17 protein-coding genes and 1 tRNA gene are annotated in these 19,229 nt (G+C 72.5%); 7 read left to right on the top strand and 11 right to left on the bottom strand.

Going from position 1 to position 19,229, the window contains the following annotated elements; genetic code table 11:
- Positions 1–30 precede the first annotated feature (30 nt).
- The 3 genes from rpoB to rplJ all read right to left on the bottom strand — a co-directional run bounded on the left by rpoB (position 31) and on the right by rplJ (position 4,946).
- Positions 31–3,537 (bottom strand): DNA-directed RNA polymerase subunit beta, encoded by a 3,507-nt coding sequence (gene rpoB, locus AW16_RS0110790; RefSeq protein WP_029290273.1) that lies wholly within the window; start codon positions 3,535–3,537, stop codon positions 31–33.
- A gap of 390 nt (positions 3,538–3,927) precedes the next feature.
- The gene (gene rplL / locus AW16_RS0110785) at positions 3,928–4,320 is read right to left on the bottom strand and encodes a 50S ribosomal protein L7/L12 (protein WP_029290271.1); all 393 of its coding nucleotides are present in this window, start codon (positions 4,318–4,320) and stop codon (positions 3,928–3,930) included.
- Between the two features lie 95 nt (positions 4,321–4,415).
- Complete coding sequence (rplJ, locus tag AW16_RS0110780) at positions 4,416–4,946, bottom strand: 50S ribosomal protein L10 (protein WP_029290269.1); 531 nt, start codon at positions 4,944–4,946, stop codon at positions 4,416–4,418.
- A gap of 341 nt (positions 4,947–5,287) precedes the next feature.
- Here rplJ and AW16_RS0110775 point away from each other — a divergent pair, with 341 nt between their 5' ends.
- Positions 5,288–5,689 carry a DUF4383 domain-containing protein gene (locus AW16_RS0110775; protein WP_029290268.1) on the top strand — a complete coding sequence of 134 codons (402 nt, stop codon included), beginning with the start codon at positions 5,288–5,290 and terminating at the stop codon, positions 5,687–5,689.
- Positions 5,686–6,222 (top strand): hypothetical protein, encoded by a 537-nt coding sequence (locus AW16_RS17740; RefSeq protein WP_029290267.1) that lies wholly within the window; start codon positions 5,686–5,688, stop codon positions 6,220–6,222. The genes AW16_RS0110775 and AW16_RS17740 overlap by 4 nt, the downstream gene beginning before the upstream one ends.
- A gap of 32 nt (positions 6,223–6,254) precedes the next feature.
- Here AW16_RS17740 and AW16_RS0110765 read toward each other — a convergent pair whose 3' ends face one another.
- From AW16_RS0110765 to AW16_RS0110755, 3 genes are read right to left on the bottom strand one after another with little or no spacing between them, the layout of a single operon-like run.
- Positions 6,255–8,867, bottom strand: coding sequence for a CHAT domain-containing protein (locus AW16_RS0110765; protein WP_029290266.1), 2,613 nt, complete (start codon positions 8,865–8,867; stop codon positions 6,255–6,257).
- Positions 8,868–8,873: 6 nt separating this feature from the next.
- The gene (locus AW16_RS0110760) at positions 8,874–9,377 is read right to left on the bottom strand and encodes a hypothetical protein (protein WP_029290265.1); all 504 of its coding nucleotides are present in this window, start codon (positions 9,375–9,377) and stop codon (positions 8,874–8,876) included.
- Complete coding sequence (locus AW16_RS0110755; protein WP_231496017.1) at positions 9,374–10,003, bottom strand: RNA polymerase sigma factor; 630 nt, start codon at positions 10,001–10,003, stop codon at positions 9,374–9,376. The genes AW16_RS0110760 and AW16_RS0110755 overlap by 4 nt, the downstream gene beginning before the upstream one ends.
- Before the next feature lie 337 nt (positions 10,004–10,340).
- Between AW16_RS0110755 and AW16_RS17735 the strand changes: the two genes are divergently transcribed.
- Positions 10,341–12,311: a peptidase S32 gene (locus AW16_RS17735; protein ID WP_051681866.1), complete on the top strand. Its 1,971-nt coding sequence runs from the start codon at positions 10,341–10,343 to the stop codon at positions 12,309–12,311.
- Between the two features lie 87 nt (positions 12,312–12,398).
- Complete coding sequence (locus tag AW16_RS0110745) at positions 12,399–13,217, top strand: hypothetical protein (RefSeq protein WP_029290260.1); 819 nt, start codon at positions 12,399–12,401, stop codon at positions 13,215–13,217.
- Positions 13,218–13,382: 165 nt separating this feature from the next.
- Here AW16_RS0110745 and rplA read toward each other — a convergent pair whose 3' ends face one another.
- From rplA to AW16_RS0110720, 5 genes are all read right to left on the bottom strand, one after another.
- Positions 13,383–14,102: a 50S ribosomal protein L1 gene (gene rplA, locus AW16_RS0110740; RefSeq protein WP_029290258.1), complete on the bottom strand. Its 720-nt coding sequence runs from the start codon at positions 14,100–14,102 to the stop codon at positions 13,383–13,385.
- A gap of 76 nt (positions 14,103–14,178) precedes the next feature.
- The gene (gene rplK / locus AW16_RS0110735; protein WP_029290256.1) at positions 14,179–14,610 is read right to left on the bottom strand and encodes a 50S ribosomal protein L11; all 432 of its coding nucleotides are present in this window, start codon (positions 14,608–14,610) and stop codon (positions 14,179–14,181) included.
- Positions 14,611–14,689: 79 nt separating this feature from the next.
- Entirely contained in the window at positions 14,690–15,502 is an 813-nt protein-coding gene (nusG, locus tag AW16_RS0110730; protein WP_029290254.1) for a transcription termination/antitermination protein NusG, read from the bottom strand.
- Positions 15,503–15,567: 65 nt separating this feature from the next.
- Positions 15,568–15,834 (bottom strand): preprotein translocase subunit SecE, encoded by a 267-nt coding sequence (gene secE, locus AW16_RS0110725; RefSeq protein WP_029290252.1) that lies wholly within the window; start codon positions 15,832–15,834, stop codon positions 15,568–15,570.
- Between the two features lie 149 nt (positions 15,835–15,983).
- Positions 15,984–16,056: transfer RNA gene (locus AW16_RS0110720), tRNA-Trp, on the bottom strand.
- Positions 16,057–16,260: 204 nt separating this feature from the next.
- Here AW16_RS0110720 and AW16_RS0110715 point away from each other — a divergent pair.
- From AW16_RS0110715 to AW16_RS0110705, 3 genes are read left to right on the top strand one after another with little or no spacing between them, the layout of a single operon-like run.
- Positions 16,261–17,487, top strand: a complete 1,227-nt coding sequence (locus AW16_RS0110715; protein ID WP_029290250.1) for a pyridoxal phosphate-dependent aminotransferase — start codon at positions 16,261–16,263, stop codon at positions 17,485–17,487.
- Positions 17,488–17,491: 4 nt separating this feature from the next.
- Positions 17,492–18,367 (top strand): ABC transporter ATP-binding protein, encoded by an 876-nt coding sequence (locus tag AW16_RS0110710; RefSeq protein ID WP_029290248.1) that lies wholly within the window; start codon positions 17,492–17,494, stop codon positions 18,365–18,367.
- On the top strand, positions 18,364–19,218 hold the full coding sequence (locus tag AW16_RS0110705; protein ID WP_029290246.1) for an ABC transporter permease: 855 nt from the start codon (positions 18,364–18,366) through the stop codon (positions 19,216–19,218). The genes AW16_RS0110710 and AW16_RS0110705 overlap by 4 nt, the downstream gene beginning before the upstream one ends.
- Positions 19,219–19,229 lie beyond the last annotated feature (11 nt).

Raw genomic sequence — 19,229 nt, 5'->3', positions numbered from 1 at the left:
ACACGGGGCGGGCGCACCGGACGCTCGGCGTCAGATCTCTTCGACGCTGCTGGCGTTCGGGCGACGCGACAGGTCGATGCCGAGCTCCTCCGCTGCGCGGTAGACCTCGTCGTCGTTCTCCTTCATGTCGATCGAGACGCCGTCGGACGACAGCACCTCGACGTTCAGGCAGAGCGACTGCATCTCCTTGAGCAGAACCTTGAACGACTCCGGGATGCCCGAGTCGGGGATGTTCTCGCCCTTGACGATCGCCTCGTACACCTTGACGCGCCCGGGGACGTCGTCGGACTTGATGGTCAGCAGCTCCTGGAGCGTGTAGGCGGCGCCGTACGCCTCGAGGGCCCACACCTCCATCTCGCCGAAACGCTGACCACCGAACTGCGCCTTACCACCCAGCGGCTGCTGCGTGATCATCGAGTACGGACCGGTCGAGCGGGCGTGGATCTTGTCGTCCACCAGGTGGTGCAGCTTGAGGATGTACATGTAGCCGACGGACACCGGGTCCGGGAACGGCTCGCCCGAACGGCCGTCGAACAGGCGCGCCTTGCCGTCGCCGGCCACCATGCGCTCGCCGTCGCGGTTCGGGAGCGTCGACGAGAGCAGACCCGTGAGGGTCTCCTCCGGCACGCCGTCGAACACCGGCGTCGCGACCGGGTTGCCCGGCTGCGAGCTGTGCGCGACCGCGGGGACGCCGTCGCGCCACGAGACGTCGCCCTCGGCGAGCTGGATGTCCCAGCCCTGCTTGGCGATCCACCCGAGGTGGACCTCCAGCACCTGGCCGACGTTCATGCGGCCCGGGACACCCATCGGGTTGAGGATGATGTCCACCGGCGTGCCGTCCGCGAGGAACGGCATGTCCTCCTGCGGCAGGATCGTCGAGATGACGCCCTTGTTGCCGTGACGGCCGGCGAGCTTGTCACCCGCCGTGATCTTGCGGCGCTGCGCGATGTACACGCGGACCAGCTCGTTGACGCCGGCAGGCAGCTCGTCGCCGTCGTCGCGGCTGAACGTGCGCACCTCGATGACCGTGCCGGACTCGCCGTGCGGGACCTTGAGCGACGTGTCGCGGACCTCGCGGGCCTTCTCGCCGAAGATCGCGCGCAGCAGGCGCTCCTCCGGGGTCAGCTCGGTCTCGCCCTTGGGCGTGACCTTCCCGACGAGGATGTCGCCCGCGCCGACCTCGGCACCGATGCGGATGATGCCGCGCTCGTCGAGGTCCGCCAGGACCTCCTCGGAGACGTTCGGGATGTCCCGCGTGATCTCCTCGGGGCCGAGCTTGGTGTCGCGCGCGTCGACCTCGTGCTCCTCGATGTGGATCGAGGAGAGCACGTCGTCCTGCACGAGGCGCTGCGACAGGATGATCGCGTCCTCGTAGTTGTGGCCCTCCCACGACATGAACGCGACCAGCAGGTTGCGGCCGAGCGCGAGCTCGCCCTCGTCCGTGGCGGGACCGTCCGCGAGCACCGAGCCGGCCTCGACGCGGGCGCCGGTCTCGACCAGCACGCGCTGGTTGTAGCTGGTGCCCTGGTTCGAGCGGCGGAACTTCGCGACGCGGTGCGTCGACGTGGTCGCGTCGTCGTTGGCGATGACGATCAGGTCGGCCGAGACCTCGGTGACGACACCGGGCTTCGTCGCGACGATGACGTCGCCCGCGTCGACAGCCGCACGACGCTCCATGCCGGTGCCGACGAGCGGCGCCTCGGAGCGGACCAGCGGCACGGCCTGGCGCTGCATGTTCGCGCCCATGAGGGCACGGTTCGCGTCGTCGTGCTCGAGGAACGGGATGAGCGCGGTCGCGACCGACACCATCTGGCGGGGCGACACGTCCATGTAGTCGACGGTCGCACCGGTGACGTACTCGATCTCGCCGCCCTTGACGCGGACCAGGACGCGGTCCTCCTCGAACTCGCCGTTCGCCTTGAGCGGCGCGTTCGCCTGGGCGATGACGTGGCGGTCCTCGTCGTCGGCCGTGAGGTAGTGCACCTCGTCGGTGACCTTGCCCTTGACGACCTTGCGGTACGGCGTCTCGACGAAGCCGAACGGGTTGATGCGGCCGAACGAGGCGAGCGAGCCGATCAGACCGATGTTCGGGCCCTCAGGGGTCTCGATCGGGCACATGCGGCCGTAGTGCGACGGGTGGACGTCACGGACCTCCATGCCGGCGCGGTCGCGCGACAGACCACCCGGGCCGAGGGCCGACAGACGCCGCTTGTGCGTCAGGCCCGCGAGCGGGTTGTTCTGGTCCATGAACTGCGACAGCTGGCTGGTCCCGAAGAACTCCTTGATGGAGGCGACGACGGGACGGATGTTGATGAGCGTCTGCGGCGTGATCGCCTCGACGTCCTGCGTCGTCATGCGCTCGCGCACGACGCGCTCCATCCGGGACAGGCCCGTGCGGACCTGGTTCTGGATGAGCTCGCCGACCGCGCGGATGCGACGGTTGCCGAAGTGGTCGATATCGTCGGTCTCGACGCGCACGTCGACCGCCTCGCCGGCGCGCGTGCCGGGCAGCGTCAGGACGTCGGTGTGCAGCGCGGCGAGGTACTTGATCGTCGCGACGACGTCCGCGAGCGAGAGCACCGAGTCCGCGAGCGGGACGTCGATGCCGAGCTTCTTGTTCAGCTTGTAGCGGCCGACCTTCGCGAGGTCGTAGCGCTTCGGGTTGAAGTAGAAGTTCTCGATCAGCGCACGGCCGGCCTCGACCGTGGGCGGCTCGCCCGGGCGGATCTTGCGGTAGAGGTCGAGCAGCGCCTCGTCCTGCGTCTGGACGTGGTCCTTCTCGAGCGTGTCGATGACCGCGGGGAACTGCGCGAACTCCTCGCGGATCTCGCCCTCGGTCATGCCGAGCGCCTTGAGCAGCACCGTGGCGTTCTGCTTGCGCTTGCGGTCGACGCGCACGCCGACGTTGTCACGCTTGTCGATCTCGAACTCGAGCCATGCGCCGCGGCTCGGGATGACCTTCGCGGTGAGGATGTCCTTGTCGGACGTCTTGTCCGCGACACGCTCGAAGTAGACGCCGGGGCTGCGGACCAGCTGGCTGACGACGACGCGCTCGGTGCCGTTGATGATGAACGTGCCGCGCTCGGTCATGAGCGGGAAGTCGCCCATGAAGACCGTCTGGCTCTTGATCTCACCCGTGGTGTAGTTCACGAACTCGGCCGTGACGAACAGCGGTGCGGCGAACGTGAAGTCCTTCTCCTTGCACTCCTCGGCCGTGTACTTCGGCGGCTCGAAGCGGTGCTCGCGGAAGGAGAGCGACATGGACCCGCCGAAGTCCTCGATCGGGGAGATCTCCTCGAAGATCTCCTCGAGGCCGGCGGTCTCCGGGACGTCCTGACGCCCCGCCTCGAGGGCGGCGGCCACGCGGGCCCGCCAGCGCTCGTTGCCGAGCAGCCAGTCGAAGCTCTCGGTCTGCAGACCGAGCAGGTCCGGGACCTCGAGCGGCTCGTGGATCTTGGCGAAGGAGATGCGGCGGGATGCGGTGCGGTTCGCGATGGCGTCGGCGGACGGAGCAGAAGGGGTGCGCGAGGCAGCCAAGAGGGGTCCTTCCCTGCAGTTCGAGTGCACGCTGCGCAGGTCCGGCGGATCGCGACCCCCCGGCCTCGCAGCCCCGGACGTCGCGCACGTACGACGGTGAGGGCTCGGGTTATACGGGATCGCGGGCACAGGCCAGCGCAAAGCGCTAGCATACTCGGCTCACCGGGGAAAGTCCACCCACAGGCGACGCCTCTCGGAACCGGCGTCGCCGCCGGCCGGACGACCACGCTGTCGTCGCGCACATGCTGGCACACGACGGCCGACATGCGAAACCCCGGCGCGGCGCGCACTCCCCCGACCGGACGACCGCGGGTACGACGAAGGCCCGCACCCCGAGCGGGGGTGCGGGCCTCCGGGTGCTCCGTCGCCGTGCGGCGGACGGAGCTCAGATCACTTGAGGGTGACCGTCGCGCCGGCGCCCTCGAGCTGCGCCTTGGCCTTCTCGGCGGCCTCCTTGTTGACGCCCTCGAGGACGGCCTTGGGGGCCTCGTCCACGAGGTCCTTGGCCTCCTTGAGGCCGAGCGACGTGAGCGCGCGCACCTCCTTGATGACCTGGATCTTCTTGTCGCCGGCGGCCTCGAGGACGACGTCGAACGAGTCCTTCTCCTCCTCGGCGGGGGCGTCGCCACCGGCGCCACCGGCGGCCGGGGCGGCAGCGGCGGCGACCGGCGCGGCCGCGGTGACCTCGAAGACGTCCTCGAAGGCCTTCACGAACTCGGAGAGCTCGATCAGCGTGAGGCCCTTGAACTGCTCGATGAGCTCGTCGGTGCTGAGCTTCGCCATGAGGGGCGTTCCTTTCTTCGGTGCTGCGCCGTCCCGGTCATCGGGTCCCGGCCAGCAGGGTTATGGGTGTGTGCGGTGCATGAGCCCCGAGGGGGTCAGGCGGCCGCACCTTCCGACTCCTGCTTCAGACGCAGGGCATCGATGACACGGGCGGCCTGGGCGGTGTTCGCGGTGAAGACGTAGGCAGCCTGGTAGAGCTTGGCCTTCATCGCGCCGGCCGCCTTGGCCAGCAGCACCTCGCGGGACTCGAGGTCCGCGAGCTTGGTGACCTCTGCAGCGGTCAGGGAGCGCCCGTCGAGGACACCACCCTTGATGACCAGTGCAGGGTTCGCCTTGGCGAAGTCACGCAGTCCCTTGGCGGCCTCGACCGGGTCGCCGGAGACGAAGGCGATCGCCGACGGGCCCGCGAGCGCGTCGTCGAGGCCCGTCAGGCCGGCTTCCTTGGCCGCGATCGCGGTCAGCGTGTTCTTCACCACGGCGTAGGTTGCGTTACCGCCGAGCGCCTTGCGCAGCGACTTCAGCTGCGCGACGGTGAGCCCGCGGTACTCGGTCAGCACGGCCGCGTTGGACTCGCGGAACTTGTCCGTGAGCTCTGCGACAGCGGCTGCCTTGTCCGGCCTCGCCATGGCAATCCTTCCGAATGGTGGTGCCGCCGGCTCCTGGTCCCGGGAACAAGAAGAGCCCCGCGCAGGCGCGGGGCTCGGAACCCGTCCGGCACTCCGGACGACCACTGAACTCTCACCTGCGCTGGCCTCCGCGTGCTGCGGGACTTCGGGCGGCTCGATCGATGGAGCTGATCGGGCCGACGACCGGCGGTCTTGGGCGCGTCAAGAGTACGTGACGGCCGGGCGAGCACCAAATCGCGTCGCGCGGCGCCCGGACCCATCCGGCCCACCCGCGGCTCCGAACCCTCCGTGTCCAGGGCCGACGACACCGCCGGCCCGATCGTCGACCGAGAGGCACGACCATGAGCCAGTCCCCGAACCGCATCGTCGGCACCGTCTTCGGAGCCGTCTACCTGCTCGTCGGCGTCGCCGGCTTCTTCGTCACGTCGGGCGTGGCGTTCGCCGCGACCGAGGGCAAGGCGCTCGTGGTGTTCGACGTCAACCCGCTGCACAACATCGTGCACCTCCTGATCGGCGCGCTGCTGTTCTTCGCCGCACGCGCCTCCGCCACCGCCTCGCGAGCGGCCAACACCACCGTGGGCGCGGTCTACCTGCTCGTCGGGGTGCTCGGCCTGTTCCTCGTCGGCTCGGGTGCGAACATCCTCGCGCTGAACGGCGCCGACAACGTGCTGCACTTCGCGAGCGCGGTGCTCCTGCTCGCCGTCGGGCTCGGTGCGGACCGCCAGGTCGAGGCGCGGGCGTGACGACCGCGCCCGGCGCCGACGAGAGCGCGGTCCTGCTGTGGACGCGCACGTGGGCCGCGCTCTCGGCGCTGGGCGCCGGGCTCGTGCTGATCGGGACCGGCGCGCCCGACGTGAGCCGGCCAGGCGGCGCGACCCTCGTCGCCCTCGGGGCCCTCGAGGCCGGTTGGGCGGTGCTCGCGCTGCGCGGTCCCCTGCCGCGGCCGCACGCAGCACTCGGCGGCCTCGCGCTCGGCGCGGGCGTCGTGGTGGTCGGCGGCGTCACCGGTGTGGCGCAGCTCGTCGCGCTCGCGCTGCAGCTTGCCGGTGCGGTGCTCGTCGCCGGGCACGTACGGGGGCAGCGGCGCGAGCCGGCCGAGCGGACGGGCCGACCGGCCGGGACGTGGCAGCGGCTCGCCGTCCTGACGTCGGGTGCGGCGCTCGTGGCCGTCGTGACCGTGCCGGGGCTCGCGGGGACCGACGCGGGCGCGCATGCAGTGCCCCACGGCTCGCACGGCGCGGCGTGGCTCGGCGGGACCAGGCACCACCACGGTTGACGGTCCCGGGGTCGCTCGCGCGGGCCGACGGCTCAGACGGGTGCCCCGAAGCACATGAGCGGCACGACCTCACCCCTGCGGTCGAGGTCCTCGGCGGTCGCCGTGGCCAGCGCGCGCGCGACCGGGGCGCCCTCGCGCAGCAGCTCGTGCGTGCGGGTCATGACCGCCAGCGCGGTCTCGTCGGGCAGCGGCGCCAGGGCCGCGACGACGCACCCGACGCCCGTGCGCAGGAGCACGCTCGCGAGGCCGAGCGCCTCGCCCCCGGCCCGGATGCTCGCGCGGCCGACCTCGCACGAGGACAGCAGCACGAGCCCCGGGACCTGCCCGCCGCTGTCGAGCTCGTGCGCGAACAGCGGGCCGTCGCTCAGGCGCAACGACGAGAACAGCGGGTTGTCCTGCTCGTGCCGGCCGTGCGCGGCGAGGTGCACGATGCCCGGCGAGGCCAGCAGCTCCGCCGTCCGGGACACCGTCGCCTCGTCGCCGACGAACGCGCGGCCGCCGTCCCACATGCGGGTGATCTCCAGGACCTCCGCCTCGGCGTGCCGCAGCCCCGGACCCGCGACGGCAGCGACACGAGCCGTGGGCGCCGCGTGCGACGCGGAGCCCGTGTGGGTCATCCAGTGGTGGACGGACGGCGCGACGACGGTCGGGCGGCCCACGCGGGACGGGAGCAGCCCCCAGGGCAGCACGCCGAGCCACCCCGCGGCGACGACGACGAGCTCGTCGGGAGCCTCGAGCGCGGCGCCGACCTGCGCCTCGATGCGCGCGAGGCCGCCCTCGAGCGAGCGGTGCGCGACGGCGCGGAGGTCGCGCGGGACGAGCGGGTTCGCGAGGACCTCGAGGTCGGCGTGCACCCTGCGCACGAGCTCCGCGACAGGCGCCGCGGCACCGAGCCGGTGCAGCGACGTGCCGCTGCCGTCCACCCGCACCGCGACCAGCTCGTCGTGGTGCTCGACGACGTCCACGAGCACGCTGCCGTCCCGGCTCGCGACCGCAGTCCGGACGTCCGCCGCACGCGCCTGACGCGACTCGCGCGCGCGCCCCCGCTCGTGCCACGAGCGCGCGAGGATCTCGTGCTTGAGGCGGCTCGCCTCGCGCATGTGGCGCACCCGCACGGGATCCGCGGCCGGCAGGCTCGGCGCGACACGGCCCTCGTCGATGAGCTTGCGCAGGTCCCACAGGAGCGCGGCCGTCTCCGGGTCGTTCGGCGGGTTGACGCGCGGCGAGCCGCCGATGACGGACCGCACGCGCTCGGCCGACTCGAGCACGGTCCCCGCGCGGCCCGTCGCGAGCGCGATCCGCATGTCGAGCTCGGCGAGCGCCGAGCCGTGCACCGCCCCGGCTGTGCGCAGGTCCAGGGACCCGAACCGGGCCCGGTGCGTCTGCAGGTCGCGCTGCCCCGCACGCACGTAGCGCGACGCACGGCCCGGGTCACCGGCCGCGAGGCTGAGCATCGCGCGCACACGACGCCCGTACAGGCGCACCGAGAGTGCGTCCCGCGGGCTCACGGGGCCCAGCTCGTCTGCGAGCGCGACGGGGTCGGCGATCGCACCGCGAGCCAGGTCCGCCTCGATGCGGACGTACGACGCAGCGAGGCTCCACACCGGGCGCCCGGTGCGCTCGCACAGGTCCTGCAGCACCGCTGCCCGCCGGGACAATGCCGCCCACGCTGCACGCGTGCGCGTGGTCGGCGGCTCGAGCGCGAGCAGCGCGACGTCGGCCTGCAGGCCGAGCAGCGTCGCGCGCACGGTCCACGCCTCGTCGCCCCGGCGGCGGAACCGTCGCAGCGCGGAGGCCGCGAACCCGCGCGCCGCCCGTGGGTCACCACGCAGCAGCGCGCACTCCGCCCGGCCGAGCTCGCACTCGGCGACGTCGCGCGTCAGGTGCTCGGCCGCGAACATCGCGGCCGCCTCGGCCAACGTCTGGTCCGCGACCCCCACGAGTCCTGCCTCGAGCAGCACGTCGCTGCGGTCGCGCAGCGCGGTCGGCCGCGGCGGACCCGGCAGCGAGCGTGCAGCGGCCTCCATCTGCGCGAGCGCCTCCGGCAGCCGACCCGCGTGGAACAGCACGTCACCCAGGTTGTGCTCCGCCTTGAAGACGAGACGGTCGAAGCCCGCGGCGCGCGAGCGGCGCGCGCACTCGGTGAAGTCCGCCCGCGCGCGCGGCAGGTCGCGCCGCTCCAGGTGCAGCACTCCGCGGTTGAGCAGCGCACGGCAGCCGTCGACCGGGTCGGCCACGTCGATCGCCGCGACCGCTGCGTCGAGCCGGCTCAGCGCCTCGTCGTGCCGTCCCGCCCGCAGCGCTGCCAGGCCGCGCGCACCGTCGACCGCGGGGACGACGCCCGGCCACACGCTCGCCGCGCCGTCAGCGAGCATCGCGTCCAGCAGGTCCGTCGCCTCGTTCGCGCGGCCCGTCTCGAACTCGCTCTTGAGCAGCTCCGTCAGAGCACGCGCACGCGCCCGCACCACCGCGGGCTCGACGTTGCGGCGGTCCACCGCGTCGAGCCGCGCCAACGCCGCTCGCAGCAGCCGCCGAGCGCGCTCAGGCCGCCCCTCTGCGTTCTGGGTCTCGGCGCGCCGGACCGCCTCGACGACGGCGTCGAGGGACGACGGCCCCGTCCTGGACGGGCCGTTGGCTGCGGTCATGTGCGCCTAGAGCTCGATCTGGGGAGTGACGACAGGCACGGTGGGGTCGGAGGGACGACGCATGACGAGGCGTGCCGGCCCTCGTTCCACGTCGACGAACGAGAAGCGGCCGTCCGCGTCCGACACGGTCGTCGTCACGTCACCGCCCTGGTGCAGCTCGACCTCGATGACGTCCGCCGGGGCGGCCCAGCCGTCGACGCGCACGCGGTCCGCCTCGGCGTGCACCGAGATCATGACGGTCAGCACGTCCGTGGTGAACGTGATCGTGCCCGCCTCGATGCTGGTCTCGTCCGCACGCAGCGCGAGCGCGGGCTCCCCCGTCAGGTGCAGCGCGGCGACCTCGGCCTCGAGGGCCTCGATCGTGAGGGCCACACCGATCCGGTCGACGAGCCCGTCGGGCACCGGGTCGACCGCGTCGACGAGACGTGCGAGCGCGTCGAGCACCGCACGGTCGGCAGGGTCGAGTGTCCCGTGGGCGAACAGGGTCAGCGTCGCGTCGTCGTCGCTCATGACAGGCTCCAGGTGGGGTCGGCGGCGAGGGACGTGCGGAGCTTGGCGAGGCAGCGGCCGCGCGTCGGGCCGATGCTTCCGACCGGCATCCCCAGCGCCTGCGACACGACCGCGTAGTCGGGACGTTCGACGAGGGCCACCAGGCCCAGGAGGCGGCGGCACCTGTCGGGCAGCGCCCGCACGTGCTCCCAGAGCACCTTGTCACGCTCCGAGCGGACCGCGAGGCTGTCCGGCAGCTCGTCGACCGGGGTCGTGAGCCAGTCGGTCGCGTGCTCGTCGGCGTCCTGCCGGAGCGCCTCGTCGCGCGTGCGGCGCACCGCACGCCACGCCGCGCGCTTCGCGGTGACGAGCATCCACTGCAGGGTCGCCCGCGGGTCGCGGATCTGGTCGATGTCCCGCACCAGGGTCAGCCACACGTTCTGGACGATGTCCTGCGCGTGCTCCTGGTCGACCCCCTGCGCACGCACCGTGTGCCACAGCAACGGGGTCATCACGTGCACCAGGGCGGCGAGCGGTTCACGCTCTCCCGCGCGGTACGCCTCGACGGCGTGCGCGGCCTGGTCGACCAGGCTCTCCCCCTGGTCGCGGAGCGCGGTGTCCACCGGCTCCACCAGGTCGTCACTCATCATGGACCCCTCACAGCGGGCCTCGTCGGGCGGCCGCCCTCGCCAGCGTAGGACGGCCCGGACACCCCGGACAAGGATGTCGGGGCGCGGCACCGCCCCCTGAGGTGCCGCACCCCGGTCCTGCCGGGTCGCACGGGAGGAGCCGCCGTGCGGCCCTCAGATACATGGCACCCACGTGCGACCGCCGACCTGCGAGAACATCACCCGGACGGATGTATCAGAGCCGGCCACCCGTGCTCCTGAGCACCGAGCAGCACGAGGGCGTCCGGCACCCTCCCTCGACCGACAGCTCCGGACGACACCCCCAGACGGCCCTGACGACCCCGAGGACGAGGACATGAGCGAGCAGGACGGCACCGCCCCCCAGGCTGACGCGCTCACGCGCGACGACATCCGGCCGACCAAGCGCAGCGTCGAGGACGCGCTGCTCGCCCGTCCCGGCGTGGTGGGCGTCGACATCGGCGAGAAGTGGTCCGACGGCTCCCCGACGGGACGCCAGGCGATCGTCGTGCACGTCGAGCGCAAGCGCGCGGACGACGAGCTGCGTGACGACGAGCGCATCCCCGCGAGCTACGACGGGGTGCCGACCGACGTCGTCGTGCACAGGGTCTCGCCCCTGTCCGTCCAGGAGCAGGCGGTCGCGGCCGACGAGCAGGCCGGCACACCCCGCACCCGGCTGCGCACGCGCCCGCTCGCCGGTGGCCTCAGCTTCGGTCCTGCCGACGCGGTGACCGTGCCCGTCGACGGGCACCCCCAGCTGCGCACCGTGAACGGCACGCTCGGCGTGCTCGTCACCGAGCGTCACACCGGCCGCACGCTCGGCCTGACCAACTGGCACGTCGCCGCCGGAGACGGTCTCGAGGACCTCGGCAGCACCTGGATCCAGCCCGCGCTCGCCGATCGCGGCGTCGCCGCGCGCGACCGCATCGGCGCGCTCGTGCGCGGGACGCTCACCGACCGGGTCGACGCGGCCGTCGTCGCGCTCGCACCCGGCGCGCCCTGGTGGCCCGGCATCGTGGGGCTCGGCCTGGTCGCCGGCACCGCGTCTGCGACCGAGGACCAGCACGTGCGCAAGAGCGGGCGCACGACGGGCGTGCGCGGCGGCACCGTCGTCTCGACCGACTACACGACCGCGGTGGACTTCGGCCCAGGGATCGGCTGGCACACGCTGCGCGACCAGATCCGCATCCGGCCCGACGAGGGCAGCGACAGGTTCTCCGCGGGCGGCGACTCCGGCTCCGCGGTCGTCGACGACGAGGGGAACGTCGTCGGGCTGCTGTGGGCGGGCGAGGACGACGGGTCGTTCTCCGTGGCCAGCCCGATCGCCGCAGTCGAGGAGACCCTCGGCGTGGACGTGCTCAGCGCGCCCCGGGCAGAGGCGATGCTCACGTACCGTGCCGGCGCCGCGCTGCGGGCGCGGCGGGCGGCGCTCACCGCGGAGGTGCGCCGTGACGCGTGGCTCCCGCCGCTGCCGGGCAGCGCGGCAGCCGCCGCCCGGGCTCGGGCCGCGCGTGCGGCCGCGGCCCGTGCCGCAGCAGCGCAGGCCCGGGCCGCGGCTGTGACGGTCCGGCCGGACGACGACGGCGAGGGTGCCGGTGCCGGTGCCGGTGCCGGTGGGACGATCTCCGCGGCGGTCGCCACCAGGACCGGGACCCGGGGTGCCGACGAGGCGCAGCGCGGGACGAGCGCACGCGCCGACGGCTCTTCCGAGCGGACCGAGCCGTTCACGGAGCCGTTCACAGAGCCGTTCACGGAGCCGTTCACGGAGCCCTTCACCGAGCCGTTCACCGAGGCGCTCGGCACGAACCCGTTCACCGAGCCGTTCACCGAGCCGTTCACCGAGCCGTTCACCGAGCCGTTCACCGAGCCGTTCACGGAGCCGTTCACCGAGGCGCTCGGCACGAACCCGTTCACGGAGCCGTTCACGGAGCCCTTCACCGAGCCGTTCACCGAGCCGTTCACCGAGGCGCTCGGCACGAACCCGTTCACCGAACCCTTCACGGAACCATTCACAGAGCCGTTCACCGAGGCGCTCTCCGCGGACCCGTTCACCGAGCCGTTCACGGAGCCGTTCACGGAGCCCTTCACCGAGCCCTTCACCGAGCCCTTCACCGAACCGTTCACCGAACCGTTCACCGAGGCCGCCGACATCCCGCCCGGCCTCGACGGCTTCGACGCCCGGGTCCGCCTGGTGGGCCGTCGGATGGCGCGTGCGGCCCAGGTCGAGGTCGCGGTCCGCGCGCAGCTGCGGGCGCGCCGTACCTACTGGGCGGGCTACCTCGCGGCCTCCACGCGACGAACCCGCTGAGGCCGGCGGTGGTCGGCGCACCCGCGACGGAGCACCGACCACGAAGGACCGACCCGGAACCCACCTGACGACCCGAGGAGCAGGGCGATGACCGTCACGCAGGAGCACGAGGTCCGGCGCAGGCCGGCGCTGCACGCCGTGCAGGCCGTCCGCCTCGGCGACGCTCCCCGCGTCTCGCTCGTGCGCGAGCTCGAGGACCTCGTCGAGCGCCTGCACCTGCACGGCGCGAGCACGCGGCTGCGCGCCGAGCTCGACGACCTGCTGAGCGCGTGGGCGAAGGCACTCGTCGACCTGCACCGCGGGGCCGTGACCGCGCAGGTGGACGACGCTCCCCTGCCGTGGGTGCTCGAGCAGCCGTTCCCGGCGTGGCTCGACGAGCTCCCCGCGCAGGCGGGACCGGCCTGGGCGGTGCGGGCCAACGCGGCCGTCGCCCGCTACGTCGAGACCGCGGCGCGTCAGTGGACGGCTGTGCAGGCGACCCACGGCGACGTCACGGGAGACCTCGTCGTCGTCGTGCGCGACGCAGGGCGGGTCGACGCGTGGATCCGCCCGCCCGCCGACGGCTCGCCCACGGGGCGGCTGGGCGACCCGCGCTGGGACGTCGCGTGCGCGCTCGACTGGCTGGCAGTGGGGCTCGTCCCGGCGCTGGATCCTGCGTGGCACCTGGACCCGGCCGCCGTTCTCGTCGCGCGGTATCGCGACGCCGGTGGCTCCGCGATGCCGACGCGCGGCATGGCGGTGGCCCGGACGCTCGCGACCGCGGTCGAGTGGACCGCCCAGCTCGCGGTGCTGTCCGAGCCCGACGACGAGGACCTGGCGTGGCTGGCCGGGCTGTGGTCCCGGCCGCTCGAGCTGGTGCGCGGAGCGGTGCGCGTCGGCAGGGACGTCGCCGGCGACGCCCGCTGAGCTCCGGCGGGCGTCGACCCGCCGAGGGACCGGGGGAGGGACCGGTCCTGGACGTACGGCCGTTGAGGGGCGGCCGGCACGTCAGCAGGACGTCGAAGGCCCGATCCGCAGGGGGGATCGGGCCTTCGACGTGGTGCTGCGTGGTGCTGCGAAGAGCGCGGGCCGTCAGGCCGCGTCGTCCTCCGACGTCAGGTTCCGGGTCTTGTTCTGGTCGAGCAGGATGCCGGGGCCGTTCGTCGTGGAGATCGTCGCCTTGGTGATGTAGCGCCCCTTCGAGGCCGACGGCTTCAGACGCAGGATCTCGTCGAGCGCCGCAGCGTAGTTCTCCACCAGCTGGACGTCGGAGAACGACGTCTTGCCGATGATGAAGTGGAGGTTCGCGTGACGGTCCACGCGGAACTCGATCTTGCCGCCCTTGATGTCGGACACGGCCTTGGCCACGTCCATCGTCACGGTGCCGGTCTTCGGGTTCGGCATGAGGCCACGCGGACCCAGGACCTTGCCCAGACGACCGACCTTGCCCATGAGGTCGGGCGTGGCGACGGCGGAGTCGAAGTCCGTGTAGCCCTTGGCGACCTTGTCGATGAGCTCGTCGCCACCGACCTCGTCGGCACCGGCGGCGCGCGCCTGGTCGGCACGCTCACCCGTCGCGAAGACGATGACGCGCGCGGTCTTGCCCGTGCCGTTCGGCAGGTTCACCGTGCCGCGGACCATCTGGTCCGCCTTGCGCGGGTCGACACCGAGGCGGAAGACCACCTCGACGGTCGCGTCGTACTTGGTGGTCGAGGTCTCCTGCGCGAGGCGCACGGCCTCGAGCGGGCTGTAGGCCTTGCCGGCCTCGATCTTCTCGACGGCGTTGCGGTACGCCTTGCTGTGCTGCGGCATCTGCTTGTTCTCCTCGTGTCAGCAGTCGTGGTCGATCGGGCCGCACATGGCCCTGCCACTGGTGGGGCGGGACGCCTTACTCGGCGACCTTGATCCCCATGGAGCGGGCGGTGCCCGCGATGATCTTCTCGGCGGCGTCCAGGTCGTTCGCGTTGAGGTCCTCGAGCTTGGTGCTCGCGATCTCACGGACCTGCTCGCGCGTCAGCGTCGCCACCTTGACGGTGTGCGGCGTGGGCGAGCCCTTGTCGACGCCCGCGGCCTTCTTGATGAGCTCGGCGGCCGGCGGCGTCTTCGTGATGAACGTGAACGAGCGGTCCTCGTACACCGTGATCTCGACGGGGATGACGTTGCCGCGCTGGGCCTCGGTCGCCGCGTTGTACGCCTTGCAGAACTCCATGATGTTCACGCCGTGCTGACCCAGCGCGGGGCCGATCGGCGGCGCGGGGGTGGCGGCGCCGGCCTTGATCTGGAGCTTGATCAGGCCGGTGACCTTCTTCTTCGGGGGCATTGCGACTTCCGTTCGTGTCGTGGGCCGACGCCGTGGGCGATGACCCGGTTGCAGGACCCCGCTGCGCGGGGGCGTCCGGTCAGATCTTGGCGACCTGGCTGAACGAGAGCTCGACCGGGGTCTCCCGGCCGAAGATCGAGACGAGCACCTTGAGCTTCGCGGCCTCGGCGTTGATCTCGGAGATCGTCGCGGGCAGCGTGTCGAAGGGGCCGTCGGTGACGGTGACCGACTCGCCGACCGTGAAGTCCACCTGGATCTTGGGGGCCGACGACGCCGCGGCGCCCGACGCGGCCGCCTTCGGGGCCGGGGCCTCGATCGTCGGGGCCAGCATCGAGAACACCTCGTCGAGCGTCAGCGGGACGGGCTGGTGCGTGTGACCGACGAAGCCGGTGACGCCCGGCGTGTGGCGGACGGCGCCCCACGACTCGTCGGTGAGGTCCATGCGGACCAGGACGTAGCCGGGGATCCGGACGCGGCGCACGACCTTGCGCTGCGCGTTCTTGATCTCCACGACCTCCTCCATGGGGACCTCCACCTGGTAGATGAAGTCCTCCATGTTGAGGCTCTGCGTGCGGTTCTCGAGGTTCGCCTTCACGCGGTTCTCGTAGCCCGCGTAGGAGTGGATGACGTACCAGTCGCCGAGCTGGCTGCGCAGCTGTGCCTTGAACGCCGCGACGGGGTCCTCGTCGACGTCGGGCTCGTCGGTCCCGGGCTCGAGGGCCTCGGTCTCCGCCGCGTCGGCGACCTCGTCGGCGGCCTCGACCTGCTCGTCGCTCTCGTCCGTGGCGGGCGCGTCGACGTCGCCCGCCGACTCCTCGACGGCCTCGACCGACGCGAGGGCGTCCTCGAGCTCGAGGTCAGCCGGGGTGGGCTCCTGCGACTCCTGCGACACGTGCGAACCTGCTTTCTGGATGCGTGGGGGGCGCCCGACGGGCGGCCCGGGGTCCTGCGGGGGCGTCAGCCGCCGAAGACCCAGAAGCTGACCTTGCCGATGAGGATGTCGACGACGGTCACGAACGCCATCACGACCGCCACGAACACCAGCACGACGCTCGTGTACGTGATCAGCTCCGAGCGCGTCGGGCGCACGACCTTCTTGAGCTCGGCGACGACCTGGCGCACGAACAGCGCGATGCGCGCGAACAGTCCGCGGCGCTCGTCCTTGCGGTCGGCCTTCGGCCTGGGCGCCGACTCGGATGCCGCGGAGGCAGCGGTCTCGCTCACGTCTGGGCCCTCACGTCTCGTCGTGGTCGGTACCCCGGACGGGTCCCGACGAAGGGGACGACCCGACGCGTCGCGCCGGACCGTCCGGCGGTCCTGCTCGCACCCCGACCGGATCCGGTCCGTGACCGGACCGACCGGGAACGCGTGCGCAGGGCAGACAGGACTCGAACCTGCAACCTGCGGTTTTGGAGACCGCTGCGCTACCAATTGCGCCACTGCCCTACGACGGCCACTGCACCACGGCGAGGGCACCCGAGGGCGCGGCTCATCATGGCGTTCGTCAACCGCCGACGGATCACTGTACGCGACGCGAGGCGATGGGTCGAACCGCCGTCCTCGGGTCACGACGGCCGCGCGCGACCGCGCGTCGCGCCACGTGGTCGCAGGACGAAATGCCGCCGCGCCGCGGGCGTGACCTCTGCCACTATGGAGCGCGTGACCGAGCAGACCTCCCGCCCCCGCGTCTCCGCCCGCCTCGCAGCGATCGCCGAGTCGGCGACGCTCGCCGTCGACGCGAAGGCGAAGGCGCTCAAGGCCGCGGGTCGGCCGGTGATCGGGTTCGGCGCCGGCGAGCCCGACTTCCCCACGCCGTCGTACATCGTCGACGCCGCCGTGCGCGCCGCGCAGGACCCCGCGAACCACCGGTACACGCCCGCGGCGGGCCTGCCCGCGCTGCGCGAGGCGATCGCGGCCAAGACCCTGCGCGACTCGGGCTACGAGGTCCGCCCGGCCGACGTGCTCGTCACCAACGGCGGCAAGCAGGCCGTGTACCAGGCGTTCGCCGCCATCCTCGACCCTGGCGACGAGGTGCTGCTGCCCGCGCCGTACTGGACCACCTACCCCGAGGCGATCCGCTTGACCGGGGCCGAACCGGTCGAGGTGTTCGCAGGGGTCGACCAGGGCTACCTCGTGACGGTCGAGCAGCTCGAGGCGGCGCGCACCCCGCGCACCAAGGCGCTGCTGTTCAACTCCCCGTCCAACCCGACGGGTGCGGTGTACTCCCCCGAGCAGACGGCCGAGATCGGTCGCTGGGCGCTCGAGCACGGCATCTGGGTCATCACCGACGAGATCTACGAGCACCTCACGTACGACCACGCGGTGTTCACCCCGGTCGTGCGCGTGGTCCCGGAGCTCGCGGAGCAGTCGATCGTGCTCAACGGCGTCGCCAAGACGTACGCGATGACGGGCTGGCGCGTGGGTTGGATGATCGGCCCGAGCGACGTCATCAAGGCCGCGACGAACCTGCAGAGCCACCTGACGTCGAACGTCGCCAACGTCTCGCAGCGGGCGGCGGTCGCGGCGCTCACCGGGGACCTCACGGCCGTCGAGGCGATGCGCACGGCGTTCGACCGGCGCCGGCGCACCATGGTCGAGATGCTCTCGGCGATCGACGGCGTCACGTGCCCCGCACCGGAAGGCGCGTTCTACGCGTACCCGTCCGTCGAGGGGCTCCTGGGCCGCACGATCCGCGGGACGACCGTGGAGACGTCCGCCGACCTCGCCACCCTGATCCTCGAGGAGGCGGAGGTGGCGGTGGTCCCCGGCGAGGCCTTCGGTCCCAGCGGGTTCCTGCGGCTCTCGTACGCGCTCTCCGACGACGACCTCGTCGAGGGCGTCACGCGCGTGCAGCGGCTGCTCGGCGAGGCCCAGTAGAGCCGTGACGTCGCCCGCCGACGCCGTGACGGTCGTCGGGCTGCGCAAGCGCTACGGCGAGACGCCGGCCGTCGACGGGGTCGACCTGCGTGTGGGCCGCGGCGAGATCGTCGCCGTGCTCGGACCCAACGGCGCGGGCAAGACGACGACCGTCGAGATCCTCACGGGGTTCCGCCGCCGCGACGAGGGCGACGTGCGCGTGCTCGGGGTCGACCCCGCCGAGGGCGACCGCGCGTGGCGCGCGCGGCTGGGCGTCGTGCTGCAGAGCACGAACGACCTCGCCGAGTCGACCGTCGGTGAGCTCGTGCACCACTTCGCGCGGTTCTACCCCTCGGCACGTGACCCGGAGGAGGTCATCGACGCCGTCGGGCTGCGCGAGAAGGTGCGGACGCGTGCCCGCCAGCTCTCCGGCGGCCAGCGCCGTCGGCTCGACGTGGCGCTCGGCGTCGTCGGCCGCCCCGAGCTCGTGTTCCTCGACGAGCCGACCACGGGGTTCGACCCGCAGGCGCGGCGCTCGTTCTGGGACCTCGTCGCCGGCCTGCGTGCGGACGGCACGACCGTGCTGCTCACGACGCACTACCTCGAGGAGGCCGAGCACCTGGCGGACCGCGTGGTCGTCGTGAACCACGGGCGCGTGGTGGCCGAGGGTCCGCCGCACACGCTCGGAGGCCGCTCGGCGCGGCACGCGCTCGTGCGCTGGGAGGAGGAGGGGTCCGTGCACGAGGAGCGCACCGACGCGCCCACGGCCCTCGTCGCACGGCTCGCGGACCGGCTCGGGGAGGTCCCGGGGCTGCAGGTGCTGCGCCCGACGCTCGAGGACGTGTACCTGGCGCTCGTCGGCGACGACGAGAGGCGCGAGACCGACGAGGCGACGCGATGAGCACCGGGTCCGTGCCACGACCACGCCGACCCCCGGTGCTGCCCGGGGTGGCTGCGCTCGGGCTCGCCCGGACCCGCTACGAGGTGCGGACCTTCTTCCGCGAGCGCGACGCGGTCATCTTCATCTTCGCCTATCCCGTGATCATGCTCGCGATCTTCGCGACGGTGTTCGGCAGCGACGGCTCGAGCGTCGACGTCGGTTCGACGTCGATCCCGTTCGCCCAGTACTTCCTCCCGGGCATGGTCGCGACCGGCGTGATGCTGTCGAGCTTCCAGAACCTCGCGATCTCGATCGCCGTCGAACGGGACGAAGGCGGCCTCAAGCGGCTGCGTGCGACCCCGCTGCCCGCCGCGTCGTACTTCGTCGGCAAGGTCGGCCAGGTGCTCACGAGCTCGCTGCTGCAGGTGGTCCTGCTGCTCCTCGTGGCCCGGCTGCTGTTCGACGTGCCGCTGCCGGAGTCGGCCGGCCGGTGGGCGACGTTCGCCTGGGTCTTCGTGCTCGGAACCGCGACGGGATCGGTGTGCGGCGTCGCGTTCTCGTCGCTGCCGCGATCCGGGCGCTCGGCGAGCGCGGTCGTGACGCCTGTCGTGCTGGTGCTGCAGTTCGTCTCCGGCGTGTTCTTCCAGTTCGACCAGCTGCCGGCCTGGATGCAGCACGCCGCGGCCCTGTTCCCCCTCAAGTGGATGGCTCAGGGCATGCGCTCGGTGTTCCTCCCCGACGAGGCCGCCGCGCTCGAGCCGACCGGCACGTGGCAGCACGGGCTCACCGCGGTCGTGCTGCTCGGATGGCTCGCGGGCGCGCTCGTGCTCGGCGTGCGCACCTTCAGGTGGCGCCGACGCGACGACGGGTGAGGTGACAGCGA

It is taken from the genome of Cellulomonas sp. HZM (assembly GCF_000708885.1).
Classification (GTDB): Bacteria; Actinomycetota; Actinomycetes; order Actinomycetales; family Cellulomonadaceae; genus Cellulomonas.
Note: the sequence above shows the minus strand (reverse complement) of the source record. Positions and strands in the feature narration are given on the sequence as shown.